We start from the raw sequence: 18,427 nt of genomic DNA on the forward strand, positions 1-18,427 counted from the left end.
CCCGCCATGTCCAGTCTCAACGCCCTCTCCGTCGCGGTCGAAGTGGCTTCCCGCAAACGGGACGATGCCCGCAAGGTTTTGCAGGACACGCTGGCTGCCGAGCAGGCGGCGCGTGCCCAGCTCGATCAGCTGGAAGATTACGCCCGCGAGACTGAGTCACGCTGGGGCATGAAGGCCGATACGGCCATGCAGCCCGAAGTGATGTACCACCACTACCAGTTCATGAACAGGCTGGGCCATGCGGCCAGCATTCAGAACGGCGTGGTGGGTGACCAATCCGCTCGGGTGCAAGCCGCGCAGCGAGCGCTGCTGGATGCCGAGCTTCGCTTGGCCAGCCTGCGCAAGGTGGTGGAGAAGAGGCGCAACGACTTTGCTCTGCAGCAGCAGCGCAGGGATCAGAAACAAACCGACGAGCGCGCCGCGTTGCAGTATCGCAATGCGGGCCAGGAGAATTGAACATGGAACCGACCAAAGTAGCTTCCTCGCAGGGCACCCAGCCCGCCCACGCCGCCCGCACGAAATCGTCGTCTCATCCCGCAACCGCGGAGGCTGGCGATCTCGCAGCGGTCGGTGGCTTTTTGGCGCTGCTGGCGGCGTTGGGGGACGGGGTGGATGGCAATACGCTTGGTGAAGGCTCGGGTGACGCTCCCTTGTCTTCTTCGGAAAATAGCGTGGATGTCGTCTCATCGGCGGCTGCTGGCGCGGCGGCCGCGGCAGCATGGCAAGGACTGCTTGATCCCACGCAAAACCAGACCGAACCTGGTGCGGTCTATGGACAGTCTGCGTTGGTGGCGCCTCAAGCTGCTAACTCTGCTAACTCTGCTAACTCGTTCTCGGGGAGCATCGCTGCGGTATCGCAGTCCTGCACTCAAGGACTGACGGTTTCTCCGGGCAATGCGCTCAACGGGACTCAAGGACTTGCAGTTTCCCCGGGCAATGCGCTCAATGATCTGTTGCTGGGTGGGATTCCCCAAGGTTTGGTTGCAGAGACTGCGAAATTGGATACGTCTGCAGACCTGAAGGAGCAACCTTCCCAAGGCTCGTTGGGTGGGTTCGGACGTGCTTTCTCGCGCATGCAGGCTGCTAACGCTCAACGAGTCAGTGGTATGGGGGCAGCGGAGGTCTCCTCAGGAGCAGTCGCATCGAGGGAAGCGATCGGGCGGGCTAATGCGGTGCATGGATCGTCTTCTGCACTCTTGGCCTCCACCGGAGAGCGGGCTTTGATGGGTGTACCTGCTGGAGCCACGATGGAACGTTCGGGTGTTGCTCAGTCAAGTTCTGTCGTCGGCATGGAGGTGGCAGCACCGCTCGCCGACAGCGTGGTTGCGATGGTTGGATCTGCTCAGGCAGCGGAGTCGCCAGCCGGCGCGCGTTCTCATGGAAACGGAGAGGGCGCAGGAACTGCCAGCGCCTGGTCTGAAGGCGTGTCAGGGCCATCACCTTCGGACGCTGGTAGCTTCGCCGATGCCACAGCGTTGGCTGACCTTAATGCTTTGGGGGCGGAGGAGCAGGTGGCCGAGCAGGTGGCCTACTGGGTTAACCAGAAGACGCAAAACGCCGAGTTGACGCTGCAGCGAGATGGCCACCCCGTGGAGGTGTCGGTGTCCCTGTCGGGCAACGAAGCGCATGTGTCGTTCCGCAGCGATCAGCAACAGACGCGGGAACTGCTGGACCAAAGCATGGCGCAGCTGAGTGATCTGTTGCGCAGCGAGGGTTTGGTACTGTCTGGCATGTCGGTGGGCACTTCGGCACATGGCAGTGAAGGTGGTGGTGAGACGGGGCAGCAGCGTCCCCGCGAAGGAGGGCGTCAGGCGCAGGTGGTGTCTGCTGTTCCAGCAGGTGCCACCTCTCTGGCACGTGGTGGTGGGGCTTTGGACCGCGCGGTGGACATCTTCGTTTGATTTGCGGGAGCAGACCCCTTCGCCATTCGCACAGGCGATGAGCTCGGTGAAAGCCATGGTTTTGGGCTTTTATTCTGGCTATTATTGGTTACACCCCCGACCAATAATGGGCTACCCGGTCATGCTCGCACATTGATAGTGCCCGTAGCACCTGCTCCATACCGCAAGGAATTCCATCGTGTCAGCCAATACTCCCGCAGCAGCACCCGCCAAGAGCAAGAAGATGCTGTTGATCATCATCGGTGTGGTGGTGGCTGTGCTGGTGATTGGAGGGGGGGCGGCCGCATGGTTCATCTCCAGCCGGTCCCACGCCGCTGAGGACGAAGAGGGCGGTGGAGCACCTGCAGCGCACAAGGAGTCGCCCAAAGTCGCACCCACCTTCCTGCCCATGGAAAACATGGTGGTCAATCTGGCGGACCCCGGGGGGGATCGTTTTGCGCAGATTGGCATCACCTTGGAGGTGGATGACGCCAAAACTGCAGAGCAGGTCAAGCAGTACCTGCCTTCGATTCGCAGCGGCATTTTGATGCTGGTGTCCCAGCGCACTTCCTCGGAGCTGCTACAGCGCGAGGGCAAAGAGAAGCTGGCAAACGATATATTGCGTGAGGTCTCTCGACCTTTGGGCTACTCCGTTCCGTCGGAGCGCGAGCGTGCCAAGGCGGCAGCGGCTGCTGAACAGGACGGAGATGCCGAGGAGCGCCCCGCAGCTCGCAAGCGTGCCGAGCGCAATCCTGTGCGCAGGGTGCTCTTTTCGAGTTTCATCATCCAATGAGCCCACGGGTTAAGGACCAGCCATGAGTGATTCATTTCTTTCGCAGGAAGAGGTCGATGCCCTTCTGGAAGGGGTCACCGGCGAGAGCCAGAAGTCCGTGGAGGAAGTGGCGGAGGCAGGGGCCGTCCGCAACTACGATATTTCCAGCCAGGAGCGCATCGTTCGGGGCCGCATGCCGACGATGGAAATCGTCAACGAGCGGTTTGCGCGCAACTTCCGCATCGGCCTGTTCAACTTCATCCGGCGCAGCCCGGAAATATCGGTGGGCACCGTGTCCGTTCAGCGCTACAGCGCGTTTCTGCGCGAGCTGGCGGTCCCTACCAATTTCAACATCGTGGCCATCCGCCCCCTGCGTGGCAGCGGGCTCATCGTGTGTGAGCCATCGCTGGTGTTCGGCATCATCGACACGCTGTATGGGGGTGTCGGCAAGTTCCAGACCCGGATCGAGGGGCGTGATTTTTCCCCCACGGAACAACGGGTCATCAACCGGCTGGTTGATGTGATTTGTGCTGAGTACAAGAAGGCATGGCAGGGCATCTACCCGCTGGAGCTGGAGTACCAGCGCTCGGAAATGCAGCCCCAGTTTGCCAACATCGCTACACCCAGCGAAATTGTGGTGTCCACGGCGTTCCAGCTGGAAATCGGAGATCTCTCTGGTGCGATCCATGTCTGCATGCCTTATGCCACGCTGGAGCCGATCCGCGATGTGCTGTATTCGTCCACACAGGGTGATTCCATCGAGGTGGATCGTCGCTGGGTGAACGTGCTCAAGCGCGAAATCCAGTCTGCAGAGGTCACGTTGGTGGCGGAGCTGGCCAAGGCCGATGCCACCGTAGAGCAATTGCTTGCGATGAAGCCTGGTGACTTCATCGAGCTGGATCGTGAGCCCCGCATCCGTGCGTCCATCGGAGGGGTTCCAATTTTTGAATGCCAGTATGGAACCCACAATTCCAAGTACGCCATCCGCATTGAAGAGTGCCTGCGTACGTCGGACATGAGCTGGCTGGGAGAGAAAAATGGCAACTGAAGAAGACAACAAGGATGCTGGTGCGGACGACCCGTTTGCGGGTTGGGCCGAGGCGCTGGAAGAGCAGAAGCGCACGGATGAAAAGCCTGCCGATGCAGAGCAAGGTGGTCCGCTGTCTGGCGAGCCTGTACGGCCGTTTTCCGGCGCCACGGGTGGCGACACGGTCAACGACATCAACATGGTGCTGGACATCCCTGTCCAGCTGTCTGTGGAACTAGGGCGCACCAAGGTGCCTATCAAGTACATCCTCCAACTGGCGCAAGGCTCGGTGGTAGAACTGGATGCGCTGGCTGGGGAGCCCATGGACGTGCTGGTCAATGGCTACCTCATCGCCCAAGGCGAAGTGGTGGTGGTCAACGACAAATTCGGTATCCGCCTGACTGATGTGGTCACACCTTCGGAACGTTTGCGTCGGGTGAGCCGTGGATAGTGGGAGCATGACCCAGACGCTGTTGGTCGTAGTGCTGTTTGTGGGGGCCATGGCTTTGCTTCCCTGGGCGGTGCGCCGGCTTCAGCAACGCCAGTCCTCGGGAGCGCTGGCGGCCGGAGGGGCATCACGCGTGGTATCCGCGGTGGCCGTCGGACCCCAGCAGCGGGTCGTGACGGTGGAGGTGGGGCCTGAAAACGCGCGAACCTGGCTGATCCTGGGGGTGACTGCACAGCAGGTCAGCTGCCTTCATGTGCTGCCCATGGCTGGCAAGGCGGCCGAGGACGCGAGGGGAGTGTCACTGCCGGAAAGCCCCTCGTTTGCTAAGGAGATGCGAGTTGCGTCTGCTGACGTAGGGAAGTCCGCCCATGTCTGAGCAGGTCACTATACAGATAGGGCGCGAAGCTCGGCGGCTAGGTCCATGGGCAGTCGCTGCGGTGGGCTTGATGGCGCAAAGCTCCGTGTGGGCTCAAAATGCCGGCGCGTTGCCGCTGGTGGTCGGTAATGGGCCTTCTGGAACAAGTTACTCGGTGCCCATCCAGACCCTGCTGTTTTTTACGGCACTGTCTTTTTTGCCGGCCGTATTGCTGATGATGACGGGTTTTACCCGGATCGTGATTGTGTTGTCCCTGCTGCGCCAGGCCTTGGGAACGCAGTCGGCACCGCCCAATCAGGTCATCATTGGCTTGTCACTGTTCCTCACCTTTTTTGTGATGGGGCCGACGCTTGATCGTGTGTACCAGGACGCCTACGTTCCCTACACCAACAACACCATCAGCTTTGAGCAGGCGTTGGACAGGGCGGAGGCGCCCATGCGCAGCTTCATGCTCAAGCAGACGCGGCAATCGGACTTTGCGCTGTTTTCCAGGCTCGCGCGCCTGGACCCAAAGGTGACGGCAGAGACTGCGCCTATTCGTGTGTTGGTGCCGGCCTTTGTGACCAGTGAGCTCAAGTCGGCATTTCAGATCGGTTTCATGATCTTCATCCCGTTTCTCGTCATCGACATGGTGGTGTCCAGCATCCTTATGTCACTGGGCATGATGATGTTGTCGCCGGTGCTGGTGGCATTGCCGTTCAAGCTCATGCTGTTTGTTCTGGCGGATGGCTGGAATCTGCTGATTGGCTCGTTGGCCGCCAGCTTTGTCACCTGAGGGATTTCGCCATGACTTCACAAATGGTGCTGACGATTGGGCGCGATGCCCTCACCTTGCTGCTGATGATTTCCATGCCTGTGCTGGGCGTGGTCATGGCGGTGGGCTTGCTGGTCAGTATTTTTCAGGCGGTCACGCAGATCCATGAGGCAACGCTGGCCTTTGTGCCGAAGCTGATTGCGGCGATGGTGGTGTTTGCCATTGCGGGGCCCTGGATGCTCAGTACCCTGGTGGACTTCATTCGCAGGACGATCGAATCGATCCCGTCCATGATCGGATAGCGCCATGGCAACTGGGGCACCAGCTTGTCTGTGGATGACGGCGGACGGCTTGGGTCTGAGTTCGACGTGTAGGGCGGAGGCAACCGGGTCTGCAAAGCGCCGTAGCCAAATCATGGGAGGAGGAGCGTGATTACCTTCTCCGAAGGGCAGATCATGGCGTGGCTGTCTCCCATCCTGTGGCCCTTTTTACGCGTGCTCGCGTTGTTCTCTGTGGCGCCGGTGTTCTCCATGCGCGTCGTCCCCATGCGGGTGAAGATTGGCTTGGCGTTCTTGGTGGCGCTCTGCGCGCAAGGTGTTCTGGGTGAGCAGCCTGTCATCAGCGTGAACGGTCGTGAGGCGCTGGGCACGGTGGCGCAGCAGGTGGCCGTGGGGCTAGCGATTGGCTTTTCGGTCCGCCTCGTGTTCACGGCGGTCGAACTGGCTGGGGAAATCATTGGGCTGCAGATGGGGCTCAACTTCGCTTCATTCTTTGACCCTACCTCCAATGGACAGATCAGTGCTGTGGCGCGTTTTTTTGGTCATATGTCCATGCTGCTGTTTATTGTCATCAATGGCCACCTGTTGATCCTCATGGCCGTGGTCAAGAGTTTTGACCGCTTTCCTGTGGATGGCAATTTTTTACAGGCGCTCGGGCAGATGCGCTTGCATGAACTGGGCGCTTCTCTGTTTTCCAGCGCTCTCTGGATTGCCATGCCCATGATCGCGCTGCTACTGTTCGTCAACCTGACCATGGGCATCATTTCGCGCGTAGCGCCGCAAATGAATATCTACGCAGTGGGCTTCCCCGTCACGCTCACGGTGGGGATGCTGGGTATTGCAGCAACACTGCCGATGCTTGAGCAACCGGTATTGGCGTTGATGCAACAAGCTGTGGATCTGTTTTCTGCTGACAGGTAGTCAATCCAGCTACACCAGCTGGTTACGGATTGCGTAGACCGTCAGTTCCGCGTTGTTCGAGAGCTTCAATTTTTCGAGAACCCGTGATCGGTACACGCTCACCGTTTTGGGGCTCAGCATCAATTCTTCGGCAATGTCCGACAAGCGCCGACCGGAGGCAATCTTGACCAGGGTCTGCAATTCGCGTTCTGACAGTGCCGCGTGGGGAGCCTCGGGCGTGGGCTGGGCCAGGCTGTCGGCCAGCATCTGGGCCACTTCGGCGGTGAGGTACTTGCGCCCTTGCATCACCGTGCGTACAGCCGCAATCAGCTCCACCGGGTCGCCAGCCTTGTTGGCGTAGCCTTGGGCGCCTGCCTTGAGGCAGCGCAATGCGTATTGATCCTCGGGGTACATCGACACCACCAGCACTTTGATGGTGGAATGGGTTTCGCGCAGGCTGGCCAATACTTCCAGCCCACTGCGGCCAGGCATGTTCAGGTCCAGCAGCAGAACATCGCAGGCGGCTGTGCGCAGAACTTCCCGCAGCTCGGAGTACCCGCCTGCTTCGCCGGTCACCTGAATGTCCGGTGCTTCGGCAAGCGTGTCGCGAATGCCACGCCGCAAAACGGCATGGTCGTCGCACAAGACGACATGAATCACTGAGCGTCTCCTGATGCGGGTGTATCTGGAGATGGTAGCGGGACGGAGAGGATGACCGACGTGCCCTGACCCGGGCGACTGCTGATATCCAGCCAACCCCCGACGGTACGTGCGCGCTCCTGGAGGCCCTTGAGACCGAAGGCCTTGGGTTTGTCGCGAACTGTGGCATCCATGCCACGGCCGTTGTCCGCGACTTCCAGGGTCAGAACGCCTTCCTTGTCAGACAGCTCAATGTCTACTTTGCTGGGCTGTGCGTGTTTGGTGACATTGGTCAATGCCTCTTGGGCCGTGCGATAAGCCACCAGCTGAATCTCGGGCGGGGTGTCGATGGTGTCGCTGCTGCTCTGCAATCGCGTAGGGATACCGGTCCTGCGCTCAAAGCCCGAAGCCAGCCACTGGACAGCCGCCACCAGCCCTTGTTCCAGGATGGGCGGGCGCAGGTTCATCATGATGCGCTGGCTGGCACCAATGGCGTGTTGCAACATGTCTGCCGCCGATGTGGCATGTTCTTGCATGACCGGGTCGGTGCTGTGGCGCCCAATCCATGCCATGTCAAAGCGCACGGCGGCCAATGCACCACCAATGTCGTCGTGGATCTCGCGGGCGATGGCGGCGCGCTCTTGTTCGATGGACGTCTGCAAGTGCTCGGCCAGTTCGGCCAGGCGGCGCTGTGACCTTGCCAGTTCGGCAATGGCTTGCTCGCGTGCGTTGCGAGCTTGGTGCACCTCCAGAGTCCGGCCAATGACGTGGGATAGGCGCTGAATATCGTCTTTGAGCACATAGTCCGCTACCCCGAGCCGCATTGCGTCCACCGCAGCAGGTTCGCCGATGGCTCCCGAAAGCAGTACAAAAGGCGGATGCTGCGGTTTTTGCGCCACATGGGCCCACGCATCCAATGCGGTGAAGCCGGGCAGACGGTAATCTGCCAGGATGATGTCAAAGTGAAGGGTATCCGTCAGTCTTTGGAATTCTGAGAGGGTGTCCACCCGCTGGAGGTGGCATTGAAGCCCGGACCGACGCAAAGCACGTGCCGCCAATTCGTGATCGGCCGGTGAATCTTCAAGATGCAGGATTTCAAGGGTCTGGTCTGATGCTGCAAGGCCCATAGGAGCGCTATCATAGGATACAAATTGGAACAAACAAGGGTGTTTGTCCGGTTGGGAGGGTTGGGGCGTCAGCGTCCAATGGTCGCGGATGCTCCGGTTTGCACGGAGGCCTTGGCAGGTTACTGATGCATTTATCGTAGTCCTGTGTATTTGCGTGTTTTGCTGCTACGTGCTGCGATGGAGAAACGATGCAATCTACGCTAACAACGCCTGGAGGACCTGCTGTCCAGGTTCCCGTCATGGTGGCGGCAGAGCTGCAGGACTCCTTGCTGGTCGTGATGCATGACTTGCACCGCCTGGAAGGCTTGCTGAACCATGCCACCGACAATCTGCTGGAGCGGTTTGGTGAGGCAAATGCCATGTTGACAGATGCCGTGGTGGCCGATTCGCCTGAGCTCGTGGCTGCGCGGACAGCGCTGCGCAGTGCGGTGACCGAACTGCAGTTCCAGGACATGGCCTCCCAGCTGATATGGCACACCACCAAGGTGTTACAAGGCTGTGCCTTCCGCCTGGCCTCGGAAGCCATGGGGCACGAAGAAGGTGAAGATGCCGCGCCCTTTGCGGAGATGGCGCCCGACAGGCCGAACCCTGTCACCCAAAGCGAGATGGATGCAGGTTCGGTGGACCTGTTCTGACGTTCACATCACTGGTTACCTTATATATTCAAGTCAGTTGGAGCCATACATGCAATCGATCCTTGCCGTTGATGATTCACCTTCCATGCGCAAAATGGTGTCGTTCACACTGACTGGTGCCGGCTACCACGTCGTGGAGGCAGTGGATGGGCAAGATGCCCTCGAAAAGGCTGAGACGCACAACATCGACTTGGTGCTGGCTGACCAGAACATGCCGCGCCTGGATGGCATCGGGTTGACCCGCAAATTGCGCGAGCACCCTAAATTCAAGACCATTCCCATCCTGATCCTGACGACAGAGTCGAGCGATCAGATGAAGCAGGCGGGCCGCACGGCGGGCGCCACCGGATGGCTGGTGAAACCTTTTGATCCGAATCGCCTGATCGAAGTCATCCAGAAAGTGATCCGCTGAGCCGGGTTGACTCAGATCATTTAGTACACAGGAGCCCACCATGGCGGAAACCTACCAAGAAGGATCAGGTGCAGGCGCTGACTTCGACCTCAGCCAGTTCTATCAGATCTTTTTCGAGGAAGCGGGTGAGAACCTCGATCAGATGGAGCAGATGCTCCTGAATCTGGACCTGAGCAGTGCCAACGACGAAGAGCTCAACGGCATCTTCCGCTGCGCTCACTCGATCAAAGGCGGCTCCGCCACTTTCGGATTCTCGGATGTGGCCGAACTGACCCATCAGATGGAGTCTCTGCTCGATCGTCTGCGCCGTCATGAATTGCAACCCATCCCTCAGATGGTGGATGTTTTGCTGGAATCTGCGGATGCTTCGCGCAGCCTGCTGGCACGGCATCAGGCGGGTGGGCAGGGTGAGGCGGTTTCCACCACCTCCTTGGTGCGTCGCATCAGTGATCTGGCTGCGGGTTTGGTCCCCGACGACGCCGCGCCTGTGGCTGCCCCTCCGCCTCCTCCTGCGCCCGCGCCTGTCGCGGTCGCCCCGGCTCCCGCACCCAAGGCTTCTGCACCTGCTGTGCCAGGGCAGGCGCGGCAGCTGGAAATCCAGATCGGTCCACTGGACCGCCCCGAGCAGGCCGATGCGATCAAAGAGTTGTTCAGAGATATCCCTGGTTTGGGCGCAATCCGCGATGTTCCCGGCAGCCAAGCGAATACACGGGTCTTTGCGGTCGAAACTACGTCCACCAACGACGATTTGCTGGACCTGTTTGCGTTCCATGTTGCCAAAGAGCAGGTACTGATTCGTGACGCAGCCGCCTTTGGCGAGGCTGCCGCCGCAGAGGCAGACGACGAGCCGGTGGTTGCCGTAGATACCTCCGGGGGCGAAGCGCCTTACGGATTCTTCAATGGCGCGCCCGGCGCACCCCACGGTGAGGCTGCAGCGGCTGCTCACGCGCCTGTCGCACAAGCTCCCAAAGCTGCTCCCAAAGCGAGCGCCGAGCCCAAGGTGGCGATGCAGGCGCAGATGGAGTCCACCACCATCCGCGTAGATGTGAAGAAGGTCGATCAACTGATCAACCTGGTGGGTGAACTGGTGATCACGCAGGCCATGCTGGCGCAGAACAGCCGGGGCCTCGATGCTGGGGCCTATCAGCAATTACTGGCCGGGCTGGCCGATCTGGATCGCAACACACGCGACTTGCAAGAGTCGGTGATGTCGATCCGCATGATTCCAATGTCCATCGTTTTCAGCCGCTTTCCACGCATGCTGCGCGATCTGGCGAACAAGCTGGGCAAGAAGGTGGAATTGGTGACCCTGGGTGAAGCCACCGAATTGGACAAGGGCCTGGTCGAAAAGATCACCGACCCGCTGACCCACCTGGTGCGCAACAGCTGTGATCACGGCATCGAAATGCCGGCCGATCGTCTTGCCAAGGGCAAATCCGAGCACGGCACCATCACCTTGTCGGCGTCACACCAAGGAGGGTCGATCGTGATCGAGGTGCGTGACGATGGCCGTGGCCTGTCGCGCGAGAAGATTCTCAGCAAGGCCCAGGAGCGCGGCATCGAGGTGTCTGATCAGATGAGCGACGCCGACGTCTGGCAGCTGATTTTTGCTCCAGGCTTTTCCACGGCCGACGAGGTGACGGATGTGTCCGGTCGTGGTGTCGGCATGGACGTGGTCAAACGCAATATTGCAGCGCTCAATGGCTCGGTGGAGATTGATTCGGCAGAGGGCTACGGCATGAAGGTGTCCGTGCGCCTCCCGCTGACGCTTGCCATCATGGATGGCATGTCGGTGGGCGTGGGCGAAGAGGTGTACATCCTTCCCCTGTCGTCGGTGGTGGAATCGTTCCAGGTCAATGCGGACGATGTCAGCACAGTGGCGCAAGGCTCGCAGCTGGTCAAGGTGCGCGACGAATACATGCCTGTCATCGCGCTGGAGAAGATCTTCCAGGTTCCGCGCTTTGACCTCAACAAATCCAGCAACATCATGGTGGTGGTTGAGGCGGACGGCAGCCGTGTGGCCTTGCTGGTGGATGAGTTGCTGGGCCAGCACCAGGTCGTCGTCAAGAACCTGGAGTCGAACTATCGCAAGGTGCCCAATGTGTCGGGCGCCACCATTTTGGGTGACGGCACCGTGGCCTTGATTTTGGACACGGGTGGCTTGGTGCGTCGGGCGCGCCACTAGATACAGGTGCGGGCGCCCCCGGGGGCGCTGCGCCGCCATGAAAGGAGAATGCACCATGAGTGTGATCGGTAAAACTGCAGACGCTGCACCAACGGGTGCTCGTGAATATCTGACGTTCCGCCTCGACCAGGAAGAGTACGGCATCGACATCCTGAAGGTGCAGGAAATCCGGGGCTACGAACCTCCCACCCGCATTGCGAACGCGCCAGACTTCATCAAGGGCGTGGTCAATTTGCGCGGCACGATTGTTCCCATCGTGGACATGCGCATCAAGTTCAACTGTGCGCAGGCGGACTACAACAGTTTCACTGTGGTCATCATCCTCAACCTGCGCAACCGTGTGGTGGGCATTGTGGTGGACTCGGTGAGCGATGTGATGGAGTTGACGCCAGAGAGCATCCGGTCGGCCCCCGATATCGAGAGCGCGATCGACAATAGCTGCATCCTGGGCCTGGGGTCCGTGGGCGAGCGCATGCTGATCTTGCTGGATATTGAAAAGCTCATGTCCAGCGTGGACATGGGTCTGGTCACAGCCAACGAGTAAGGCGCCGCAGTGCCAGTGGTGGCGCAGGCGTACCTTAGGCTGTGAGCAAGGCTTGCAGACCTTTTGGAGCGAACAGGACTTCCCCTCGGACGATCAATATGGCCCAAACCACCAGTGCTTCGGCGTCAGTCCGGTCAGGCCCAGCCAGGGTAGATCCTGCATATGCCGCAGGGGCGGCGCCCTCTGGCCCTTTGGCCCAGGGGCGTGAATTTGTCTGGACCAATGCAGACTTTGCCCGTGTGCAGGCGCTGATCTATCAGCGCGCTGGCATCAGCTTGCACGATGGCAAGCACGCAATGGTCTACAGCCGCCTGTCGCGGCGGCTGCGCGATACGGGGCACACCAGCTTTCATGACTACCTGAGCTGGCTGGAGACCCACGACGGGCCAGAGTGGCAGGAGTTCGTGAATGCGCTGACCACCAACCTCACGGCATTCTTTCGCGAGCAGCATCATTTCGAGATTTTTGCGTCGCATCTGCGCTCCAAGCCATCCGCCAACTGGCGGGTCTGGTGCAACGCAGCCTCCACGGGCGAAGAGCCGTATTCCATCGTGATCACTGCGTTGGAGGCGCTGGGTGCCAACCCCTCTTTCAAGTTGACAGCCAGTGATATTGATTCGCGTGTGCTGGCCACTGCGGCGCAGGGCGTATACCGGCTCGACAGCGTCAAGGGTTTGAGTCCGGAGCGTCTGCAGAAATTCTTTCTCAAAGGCAAAGGCGGCAACGCGGGCATGGTCCGCGCCAAGCCGGAGTTGCGGCGCGCCATCGACTTCATGAGTGTGAACCTCATCCGCGACGATTGGCCGTTCAAGGAGCCTTTTGACGTGGTGTTCTGCCGTAACGTGATGATTTACTTTGATTCACCCACGCAGCGGCGCGTGCTCGAAAGAATCCACCGCGTGCTCAAGCCGGGTGGCATGCTGTTTGTGGGGCACGCGGAGAACTTCAGCGAGTCCAAAGATCTGTTCACCCTGCGTGGCAAGACGGTGTACGAGCGCCGCTGACCTGTCCATGTTGTCCTGCACATTGCACCCATGACCAACATTCCCACAGGTTCATCCCTTTCCAGTGCTCCAGCGGTGCCCGGTACGGCTGAAAGGCGCCGCGCTCCGCGCATCGCGCCGCTGAGCGCGGACATCTACGCGTCAGGCAATGGGCCCGCAAGGGAGTCGTCGCTACAGGAACTCAAGGCCCGCAGCCGCAAGCCGGGAGAGGCCTCGTTTTTCTATCTCGATCACCACTTCCAGCACAACGCTGTGAAAGTGCTTCCGGGCGAGTACTTCGTGTCGGATGAGAACATGGTCATCATGACCGTGCTTGGTTCCTGCATCGCCGCCTGCCTCTGGGACAGTCGCGCGCGCGTGGGAGGGATGAACCATTTCATGCTGCCAGACGGCGACCTGGCGGATGCATCGGGGCGTTATGGCTCCTATGCGATGGAGTTGTTGATCAACGAAATGCTCAAGCTGGGGGCCCGCCGCGAGACCATGCAGGCCAAGATCTTTGGCGGTGCCCAGGTGATGCACAACTTCACCACCATGAACGTGGGTGAGCGCAATACGAATTTTGTGTTGAACTATCTGCACACCGAGCGCATTCCCATCGTTTCCGAGGACGTGCTGGACATCTACCCGCGCAAGGTGGTTTTCTTTCCGGTGACCGGCAAGGCGATGGTGAAGCGGCTGGCACATGCCCATCCCGAAGCACTCGTGGCCCAGGAAGTCCGAGGCAATGCGGCCACCGTGGCCAAGACCACATCGGGTGGTTCTGTGGATCTGTTTTGATAAAGGTTGGAGTGAATGAGCAGGAAAATCCGGGTGATCGTGGTGGACGATTCGGCGCTGGTCCGTAGTCTGCTGTCAGAGATCATCAATCGCCAGCGGGACATGGAGTGCATTGGCACCGCCAATGACCCCCTGGTGGCGCGCGAGATGATTCGCGAACTGGATCCGGATGTCATCACCCTGGATGTCGAGATGCCGCGCATGGATGGCATCGATTTTCTGGGGCGACTCATGCGCCTGCGGCCCACGCCGGTGGTGATGATCTCCACACTCACTGAGCGTGGCGCGGAGGTCACCATGAAAGCGCTGGAGTTGGGCGCTGTGGACTTTGTGGCCAAACCGCGCGTGGGGCTCGCCAGCGGGCTCAATGATTTGGCGGCGCAGATTGTGGACAAGATCCGCGTTGCTGCCGTGGCGCAGGTGCGCCGCGCCCCGGCGCGTGATGTTGCCCCAGCAGCAGGTTCGGCGGGAAGCGCAGCAGTCGCTCATGCCGCACCGGCTGCGGGTCTGCTGGGGCGCCTTTCCACCGAAAAGCTCATCTGCATCGGCGCATCCACCGGCGGCACGGAGGCCATCAAGGAGGTGCTCGTCCAGATGCCTGCGGATTCACCCGCGATCGTCATCACCCAACACATGCCCCCCGGGTTCACCACCAGTTTTGCGGCCCGTTTGAACGGGTTGTGTCAGATCACCGTCAAGGAGGCGGTGAATGGCGAGCGCATTCTGCCGGGCCACGCCTACATCGCGCCGGGAGGCACCCAGTTCCATGTGGCCCGCAGTGGCGCCAACTATGTGGCGGTGGTGGACGATGGCCCGCCGGTCAATCGCCACAAGCCCTCGGTCGAGGTGCTCTTCAAGTCCGCTGCGGCAGTGGTGGGACGCAACGCGTTTGGCATCATGCTCACGGGCATGGGCAATGACGGCGCGGTGGCCATGCGGGAGATGAAAGATGCGGGCAGCTACAACTACGTGCAAGACGAAGCAACCTGCATCGTGTTTGGCATGCCGCGCGAGGCTATTGCCCATGGCGCTGCCGATGAGGTTTTGCCGCTGGGGCAGATCGCTCCGGCCTTGATCGCCCGGTTGCGCGGAACAACGGACCGTTTGCACCATCGCATCTGAGGACTATTGCCCGCTTTTGGCGGGGGCTGTGCAATGTCTGCCCCCTGTTACCTAGTGTTGGAGGGGCAGAGTCGTCACTATTCAGAGAGTGCTGTCCAGCGCTCCAGCGCCGTCATCAGCTCTTCGTCGATGGCGGCAGCGCGGCTGGTCATGGCGGCTGCACGCGCCGGATCCGTGCCAAAGAGTGACCCGTCGGCCAGTGCGTCATGGAGGGTTTTCTGCTCAGCCTCCAGCGCACTGATCAAGTCGGGCAGTTGCTCCAGTTCGCGCTGCTCCTTGTAGCTAAGCTTCTTTTTTGATAGCTGCGCAGGCTTATTCGATGTGCACTCCAGTGGGTTTTTGTCTGAAATTTCCGGAGTGGACGGTTTGGCAGGCGCCGCGGTACCGGTTTGAAGTGTCCGGCTGCGCTTGGATTGCAGCAGCCAGTCTTGCACGCCGCCTTCGTACTCGCGCCACAGGCCGTTGCCTTCAAAGGCGAGGGTGCTGGTCACCACGTTGTCCAGGAAGGTGCGGTCATGGCTGACCAAGAACACCGTGCCTTCGTAGTTGGCGAGCAGTTCTTCCAGCAGGTCCAGGGTGTCGATGTCCAGATCGTTCGTGGGTTCATCCAGCACCAGCACATTGGCAGGCCGGGCGAACAGCCGAGCGAGCAGCAGACGGTTGCGTTCCCCGCCGGACAGTGATCGCACCGGCGAGTGGGCGCGCGCTGGGGAGAACAGAAAGTCGCTCAGATAGCTCTTGACGTGCTTGCGCTGGTTGCCGATCTCGATCCATTCGCTGCCCGGGCTGATGAAGTCCTCCAGCGTGGCGTCGAGGTTCACGGCATGGCGCATCTGGTCAAAATAAGCGACCTGCAGGTTGGCTCCTTGCCGGATAGTGCCTTTGTCGGCCTGCAGCTCGCCCAGGATCATCTTGAGCAGTGTGGTTTTGCCCGCGCCGTTTGGGCCGATCAGGCCTACCTTGTCTCCGCGCAGGATCGTCCCGGAAAAGTTGTGGACGATGGTTTTGTCCCCAAAGGCTTTGCTCACCCCTTGCAGTTCTGCCACGATCTTGCCCTGGTACCCGTTGGAACTACCGGTCGCGACATCCATGCGGACACTGCCCACGACTTCGCGGCGGGCCTCCCGTCGGGCGCGCAACTGCTCCAGGCGGCTGATGCGGCTCTGGCTGCGGGTACGGCGCGCTTCCACACCGCGCCGAATCCACACTTCTTCTTGTGCCAGCAGCTTGTCGGCCTTGGCGGCGATCACCGCCTCCTGCGCCAATTGCTCCTCTTTCTGGATCTGGTACTGGGCAAAGTTACCCGGGTAGGAGCGCAGCTGACCGCGGTCCAGCTCCACGATGCGGGTGGCTACACGGTCAAGGAACGACCGGTCGTGGGTGATGGTCACGACGCTGCCCGGGAAATCCAGCAACAGGTCTTCCAGCCACTCGATGGAATCCAGATCCAGGTGGTTGGTGGGCTCGTCCAGCAGCAACACGTCAGGGCGTGCCACCAACGCCTGTGCCAGCGCCACGCGCTTTTTGGTGCCGCCAGATAGTGTGCCCACCACGGCTTCAGGGTCTAGGTGCAGTCTCTGCAGGGTCTCTTCTACGCGCTGCTCCCAGTTCCAGGCATCGTAGGCCTCGATCTCTGATTGCAAAGCGTCCAGATCCAGGCCATCCGCTCCAGATAGATATTGATCGCGTATGGCAATCACGCGCTGCAGCCCTTCAGAGGCTGCTTTGAAAATGGTGGCACTTGGGTCCAGCGTTGGCTCTTGTGCGACGAAGGCAATGCGTACCCCCTGTTGAACTTGCAGCGAGCCATCGTCCGGTTTGGCAAGCCCTCCCAGTATTTTGAGAAGGGAAGACTTCCCTGCGCCATTGCGGCCAATCAGTCCGACCCGCTCAGCGGTCTCCAGGGAAAAGCCGGCGTGATCCAGCAGTGCAACATGCCCAAATGCGAGTTGGGCGTCCAGTAAGGTGATAAGTGCCATAGGGCCGGATTATCCGTGCCGCGCCTCAGCGGGGAGGCACACCAGGCTGTGACGGCTTAATCACTGGACGGTTTGGACTGCAATACCAGGCCAGTTCTGAAATCAAAAACTGGGTGGAGCTTTCGTTAGAAGCGGTCGCGCCCCTGCAGGCGAGCAAGGATGCGCAAGTCGTCCCCGATCCGCTCCACCGAATGGAAGCTGAGGGCATGTGCCTCGGCCAGTGACGTCAGAGGAGACATCTGAGCTAATCCCATGCCTTCCCCCATCAGCTTGGGTGCCAGATAGACCAGTAACTCATCAATCAACCCTTCGCGTAGCAATGAGCCATTGAGCTTGTATCCCGCCTCCACGTGCAGTTCATTGATCTCCCGGCGTCCCAGGTCTTTCAGCATCGCGGGCAAATCCACCTTGCCGGCTTTGTTCGGCATGGTCATCACAGTCGCGCCCAAGGCTTCCAGCGCGCTGCGCCTCTCTTCGTTGGCAACCGCTGTATAGATATAGGTCCGCCGGCTTGCCCCAAAAAGCAAGGCGTCCAGGGGGACCGCCAATGCGCTGTCGACCAGCACAAGGGCAGGTTGTCGCTCGGTAGGAACATCCCGAACATCCAGTCGCGGGTTGTCGGCGAGTACGGTGCCGATGCCCGTCAGTACCGCGCAGGCCCTTGCGCGCCAGGCATGTCCATCGGCTCGGGCAGCGGGGCCGGTGATCCATTGGCTCGCTCCATTGTGCAAGGCGGTCACTCCGTCGAGCGAGGCGGCCGCCTTCATGCGTACCCAAGGCGTCTTTCGAATCATCCGGCTGAAAAAACCCAGGTTCAGCTCTCGGGATGCTTCCGCTCCTGGACCCACCTCTACAGCTACCCCCGCAGCACGCAGGCGGGCGAACCCGTTGCCTGCCACTGCGGGGTTAGGGTCGGCAATCGATGCGACGACCTTGGCGACATCCGCCTGAATGAGCGCATCGCAGCAAGGACCTGTGCGCCCGTGGTGTGAGCAAGGTTCTAGCGTGACGTAAGCTGTGGCGCCTTGAGGAGAGTGGCCTCGTTGCTCTGCGTCCCGCAGCGCCATCACCTCGGCATGAGGCCCCCCGGCGCGTTGGGTGGACCCTTGGCCGATGATGGCGCCGTCCTCGCCGACGAGTACGCAACCCACGCGCGGGTTGGGGGATGTCCTGTAGAGAGCTTCATGGGCGAGCTCTAGTGCCGCCTTTGTGTAATCCGTCATGGTGGGTGTCGATGAAATAGCGGCTCGCATGGGTTGTAGCTAGAGCAGCTTACGCGACGTTCGGTAGGCGGCGACTGATGCAGCGCCTGGGATCGCCCGCCGAAAGAACGCCGCCTTGGTAAAAAGACGCGGTGGAGTCTGTTGCTGGTTGATGAGTTTGTGGGCTACGCTGACTTTTTGGTGCGATTTGCGGATTTTCCCTGCTCTGTGGTGCGAGGCGTGCTATAGTCGAGGGCTTCGCTGCTGAGGCCTGACTGCAAAAGCGGTCAGGTTCTGTGGGTGGGTTGTGCTGGTGCTTCGGTGCTGCTGCAGATGGCTCGGAAGGTTTGCGAAGAAAGTTTG

20 protein-coding genes are annotated in these 18,427 nt (G+C 60.4%); 16 read left to right on the forward strand and 4 right to left on the reverse strand.

Features of this window, described 5'->3' with window-relative positions; genetic code table 11:
* Positions 1-6 precede the first annotated feature (6 nt).
* The 9 genes from DNK89_RS22390 (at position 7) to fliR (ending at position 6,456) form a co-directional block, all read left to right on the forward strand.
* On the forward strand, positions 7-456 hold the full coding sequence (locus DNK89_RS22390) for a flagellar export protein FliJ (protein WP_110961876.1): 450 nt from the start codon (positions 7-9) through the stop codon (positions 454-456).
* A 2-nt stretch (positions 457-458) separates the two neighbouring features.
* On the forward strand, positions 459-1,901 hold the full coding sequence (locus tag DNK89_RS24845; RefSeq protein WP_238990900.1) for a flagellar hook-length control protein FliK: 1,443 nt from the start codon (positions 459-461) through the stop codon (positions 1,899-1,901).
* Positions 1,902-2,079: 178 nt separating this feature from the next.
* Positions 2,080-2,673, forward strand: a complete 594-nt coding sequence (fliL, locus tag DNK89_RS22400) for a flagellar basal body-associated protein FliL (protein ID WP_110961877.1) — start codon at positions 2,080-2,082, stop codon at positions 2,671-2,673.
* Between the two features lie 22 nt (positions 2,674-2,695).
* The gene (gene fliM, locus DNK89_RS22405) at positions 2,696-3,700 is read left to right on the forward strand and encodes a flagellar motor switch protein FliM (RefSeq protein WP_015015805.1); all 1,005 of its coding nucleotides are present in this window, start codon (positions 2,696-2,698) and stop codon (positions 3,698-3,700) included.
* Positions 3,690-4,130 carry a flagellar motor switch protein FliN gene (gene fliN, locus DNK89_RS22410; RefSeq protein WP_110961878.1) on the forward strand — a complete coding sequence of 147 codons (441 nt, stop codon included), beginning with the start codon at positions 3,690-3,692 and terminating at the stop codon, positions 4,128-4,130. The genes fliM and fliN overlap by 11 nt, the downstream gene beginning before the upstream one ends.
* Positions 4,131-4,137: 7 nt before the next feature.
* Positions 4,138-4,503, forward strand: coding sequence for a flagellar biosynthetic protein FliO (locus DNK89_RS22415; RefSeq protein WP_110961879.1), 366 nt, complete (start codon positions 4,138-4,140; stop codon positions 4,501-4,503).
* Between the two features lie 70 nt (positions 4,504-4,573).
* On the forward strand, positions 4,574-5,278 hold the full coding sequence (fliP, locus tag DNK89_RS22420) for a flagellar type III secretion system pore protein FliP (protein WP_110961880.1): 705 nt from the start codon (positions 4,574-4,576) through the stop codon (positions 5,276-5,278).
* Between the two features lie 11 nt (positions 5,279-5,289).
* Positions 5,290-5,559, forward strand: coding sequence for a flagellar biosynthesis protein FliQ (gene fliQ, locus DNK89_RS22425; protein ID WP_015015801.1), 270 nt, complete (start codon positions 5,290-5,292; stop codon positions 5,557-5,559).
* Between the two features lie 126 nt (positions 5,560-5,685).
* Positions 5,686-6,456: a flagellar biosynthetic protein FliR gene (fliR, locus tag DNK89_RS22430; protein WP_110961881.1), complete on the forward strand. Its 771-nt coding sequence runs from the start codon at positions 5,686-5,688 to the stop codon at positions 6,454-6,456.
* 9 nt (positions 6,457-6,465) lie between these two features.
* On the opposite strand, the gene DNK89_RS22435 is transcribed toward fliR, so the two are convergent.
* Both DNK89_RS22435 and DNK89_RS22440 read right to left on the reverse strand, forming a co-directional pair.
* Positions 6,466-7,095, reverse strand: coding sequence for a response regulator transcription factor (locus DNK89_RS22435; RefSeq protein WP_015015799.1), 630 nt, complete (start codon positions 7,093-7,095; stop codon positions 6,466-6,468).
* Entirely contained in the window at positions 7,092-8,201 is a 1,110-nt protein-coding gene (locus tag DNK89_RS22440) for an ATP-binding protein (RefSeq protein ID WP_110961882.1), read from the reverse strand. The genes DNK89_RS22435 and DNK89_RS22440 overlap by 4 nt, the downstream gene beginning before the upstream one ends.
* A gap of 188 nt (positions 8,202-8,389) precedes the next feature.
* On the opposite strand from DNK89_RS22440, the gene DNK89_RS22445 reads away from it, so the two are divergent.
* The 7 genes from DNK89_RS22445 (at position 8,390) to DNK89_RS22475 (ending at position 14,883) form a co-directional block, all read left to right on the forward strand.
* Positions 8,390-8,836 (forward strand): hypothetical protein, encoded by a 447-nt coding sequence (locus DNK89_RS22445; RefSeq protein WP_056065760.1) that lies wholly within the window; start codon positions 8,390-8,392, stop codon positions 8,834-8,836.
* Between the two features lie 49 nt (positions 8,837-8,885).
* Entirely contained in the window at positions 8,886-9,248 is a 363-nt protein-coding gene (locus tag DNK89_RS22450; protein ID WP_015015796.1) for a response regulator, read from the forward strand.
* A gap of 40 nt (positions 9,249-9,288) precedes the next feature.
* Positions 9,289-11,433 carry a chemotaxis protein CheA gene (locus DNK89_RS22455; RefSeq protein ID WP_110961883.1) on the forward strand — a complete coding sequence of 715 codons (2,145 nt, stop codon included), beginning with the start codon at positions 9,289-9,291 and terminating at the stop codon, positions 11,431-11,433.
* A 55-nt stretch (positions 11,434-11,488) separates the two neighbouring features.
* Positions 11,489-11,977, forward strand: a complete 489-nt coding sequence (locus DNK89_RS22460; protein WP_015015794.1) for a chemotaxis protein CheW — start codon at positions 11,489-11,491, stop codon at positions 11,975-11,977.
* A gap of 98 nt (positions 11,978-12,075) precedes the next feature.
* Entirely contained in the window at positions 12,076-12,981 is a 906-nt protein-coding gene (locus DNK89_RS22465; protein ID WP_110961884.1) for a CheR family methyltransferase, read from the forward strand.
* 30 nt (positions 12,982-13,011) lie between these two features.
* Positions 13,012-13,761 (forward strand): chemoreceptor glutamine deamidase CheD, encoded by a 750-nt coding sequence (gene cheD, locus DNK89_RS22470; RefSeq protein WP_015015792.1) that lies wholly within the window; start codon positions 13,012-13,014, stop codon positions 13,759-13,761.
* 15 nt (positions 13,762-13,776) lie between these two features.
* Complete coding sequence (locus DNK89_RS22475) at positions 13,777-14,883, forward strand: chemotaxis response regulator protein-glutamate methylesterase (RefSeq protein WP_110961885.1); 1,107 nt, start codon at positions 13,777-13,779, stop codon at positions 14,881-14,883.
* A gap of 77 nt (positions 14,884-14,960) precedes the next feature.
* Here the strand turns inward: DNK89_RS22475 and DNK89_RS22480 are convergent, their stop codons facing one another.
* Both DNK89_RS22480 and ribD read right to left on the reverse strand, forming a co-directional pair.
* Positions 14,961-16,862, reverse strand: coding sequence for an ATP-binding cassette domain-containing protein (locus tag DNK89_RS22480; RefSeq protein WP_110961886.1), 1,902 nt, complete (start codon positions 16,860-16,862; stop codon positions 14,961-14,963).
* Positions 16,863-16,987: 125 nt separating this feature from the next.
* Positions 16,988-18,085 carry a bifunctional diaminohydroxyphosphoribosylaminopyrimidine deaminase/5-amino-6-(5-phosphoribosylamino)uracil reductase RibD gene (gene ribD, locus DNK89_RS22485; RefSeq protein ID WP_110961887.1) on the reverse strand — a complete coding sequence of 366 codons (1,098 nt, stop codon included), beginning with the start codon at positions 18,083-18,085 and terminating at the stop codon, positions 16,988-16,990.
* Positions 18,086-18,427 lie beyond the last annotated feature (342 nt).

Source organism: Acidovorax sp. ST3, assembly GCF_003231145.1.
Taxonomy (GTDB): Bacteria; Pseudomonadota; Gammaproteobacteria; order Burkholderiales; family Burkholderiaceae_C; genus Acidovorax.

Excerpts from the sequence above, each read along its gene's own strand:
- DNK89_RS22390 (WP_110961876.1), top strand. The coding sequence starts at position 7 with ATGTCCAGTCTCAACGCCCTCTCCGTCGCGGTCGAAGTGGCTTCCCGC.
- DNK89_RS24845 (WP_238990900.1), top strand. The coding sequence starts at position 459 with ATGGAACCGACCAAAGTAGCTTCCTCGCAGGGCACCCAGCCCGCCCAC.
- fliM (WP_015015805.1), top strand. The coding sequence starts at position 2,696 with ATGAGTGATTCATTTCTTTCGCAGGAAGAGGTCGATGCCCTTCTGGAA.
- fliN (WP_110961878.1), top strand. The coding sequence starts at position 3,690 with ATGGCAACTGAAGAAGACAACAAGGATGCTGGTGCGGACGACCCGTTT.
- DNK89_RS22415 (WP_110961879.1), top strand. The coding sequence starts at position 4,138 with ATGACCCAGACGCTGTTGGTCGTAGTGCTGTTTGTGGGGGCCATGGCT.
- fliP (WP_110961880.1), top strand. The coding sequence starts at position 4,574 with ATGGCGCAAAGCTCCGTGTGGGCTCAAAATGCCGGCGCGTTGCCGCTG.
- fliQ (WP_015015801.1), top strand. The coding sequence starts at position 5,290 with ATGACTTCACAAATGGTGCTGACGATTGGGCGCGATGCCCTCACCTTG.
- DNK89_RS22440 (WP_110961882.1), bottom strand. The coding sequence starts at position 8,201 with ATGGGCCTTGCAGCATCAGACCAGACCCTTGAAATCCTGCATCTTGAA.
- DNK89_RS22445 (WP_056065760.1), top strand. The coding sequence starts at position 8,390 with ATGCAATCTACGCTAACAACGCCTGGAGGACCTGCTGTCCAGGTTCCC.
- DNK89_RS22450 (WP_015015796.1), top strand. The coding sequence starts at position 8,886 with ATGCAATCGATCCTTGCCGTTGATGATTCACCTTCCATGCGCAAAATG.
- DNK89_RS22455 (WP_110961883.1), top strand. The coding sequence starts at position 9,289 with ATGGCGGAAACCTACCAAGAAGGATCAGGTGCAGGCGCTGACTTCGAC.
- DNK89_RS22460 (WP_015015794.1), top strand. The coding sequence starts at position 11,489 with ATGAGTGTGATCGGTAAAACTGCAGACGCTGCACCAACGGGTGCTCGT.
- DNK89_RS22465 (WP_110961884.1), top strand. The coding sequence starts at position 12,076 with ATGGCCCAAACCACCAGTGCTTCGGCGTCAGTCCGGTCAGGCCCAGCC.
- cheD (WP_015015792.1), top strand. The coding sequence starts at position 13,012 with ATGACCAACATTCCCACAGGTTCATCCCTTTCCAGTGCTCCAGCGGTG.
- DNK89_RS22475 (WP_110961885.1), top strand. The coding sequence starts at position 13,777 with ATGAGCAGGAAAATCCGGGTGATCGTGGTGGACGATTCGGCGCTGGTC.
- DNK89_RS22480 (WP_110961886.1), bottom strand. The coding sequence starts at position 16,862 with ATGGCACTTATCACCTTACTGGACGCCCAACTCGCATTTGGGCATGTT.
- ribD (WP_110961887.1), bottom strand. The coding sequence starts at position 18,085 with ATGACGGATTACACAAAGGCGGCACTAGAGCTCGCCCATGAAGCTCTC.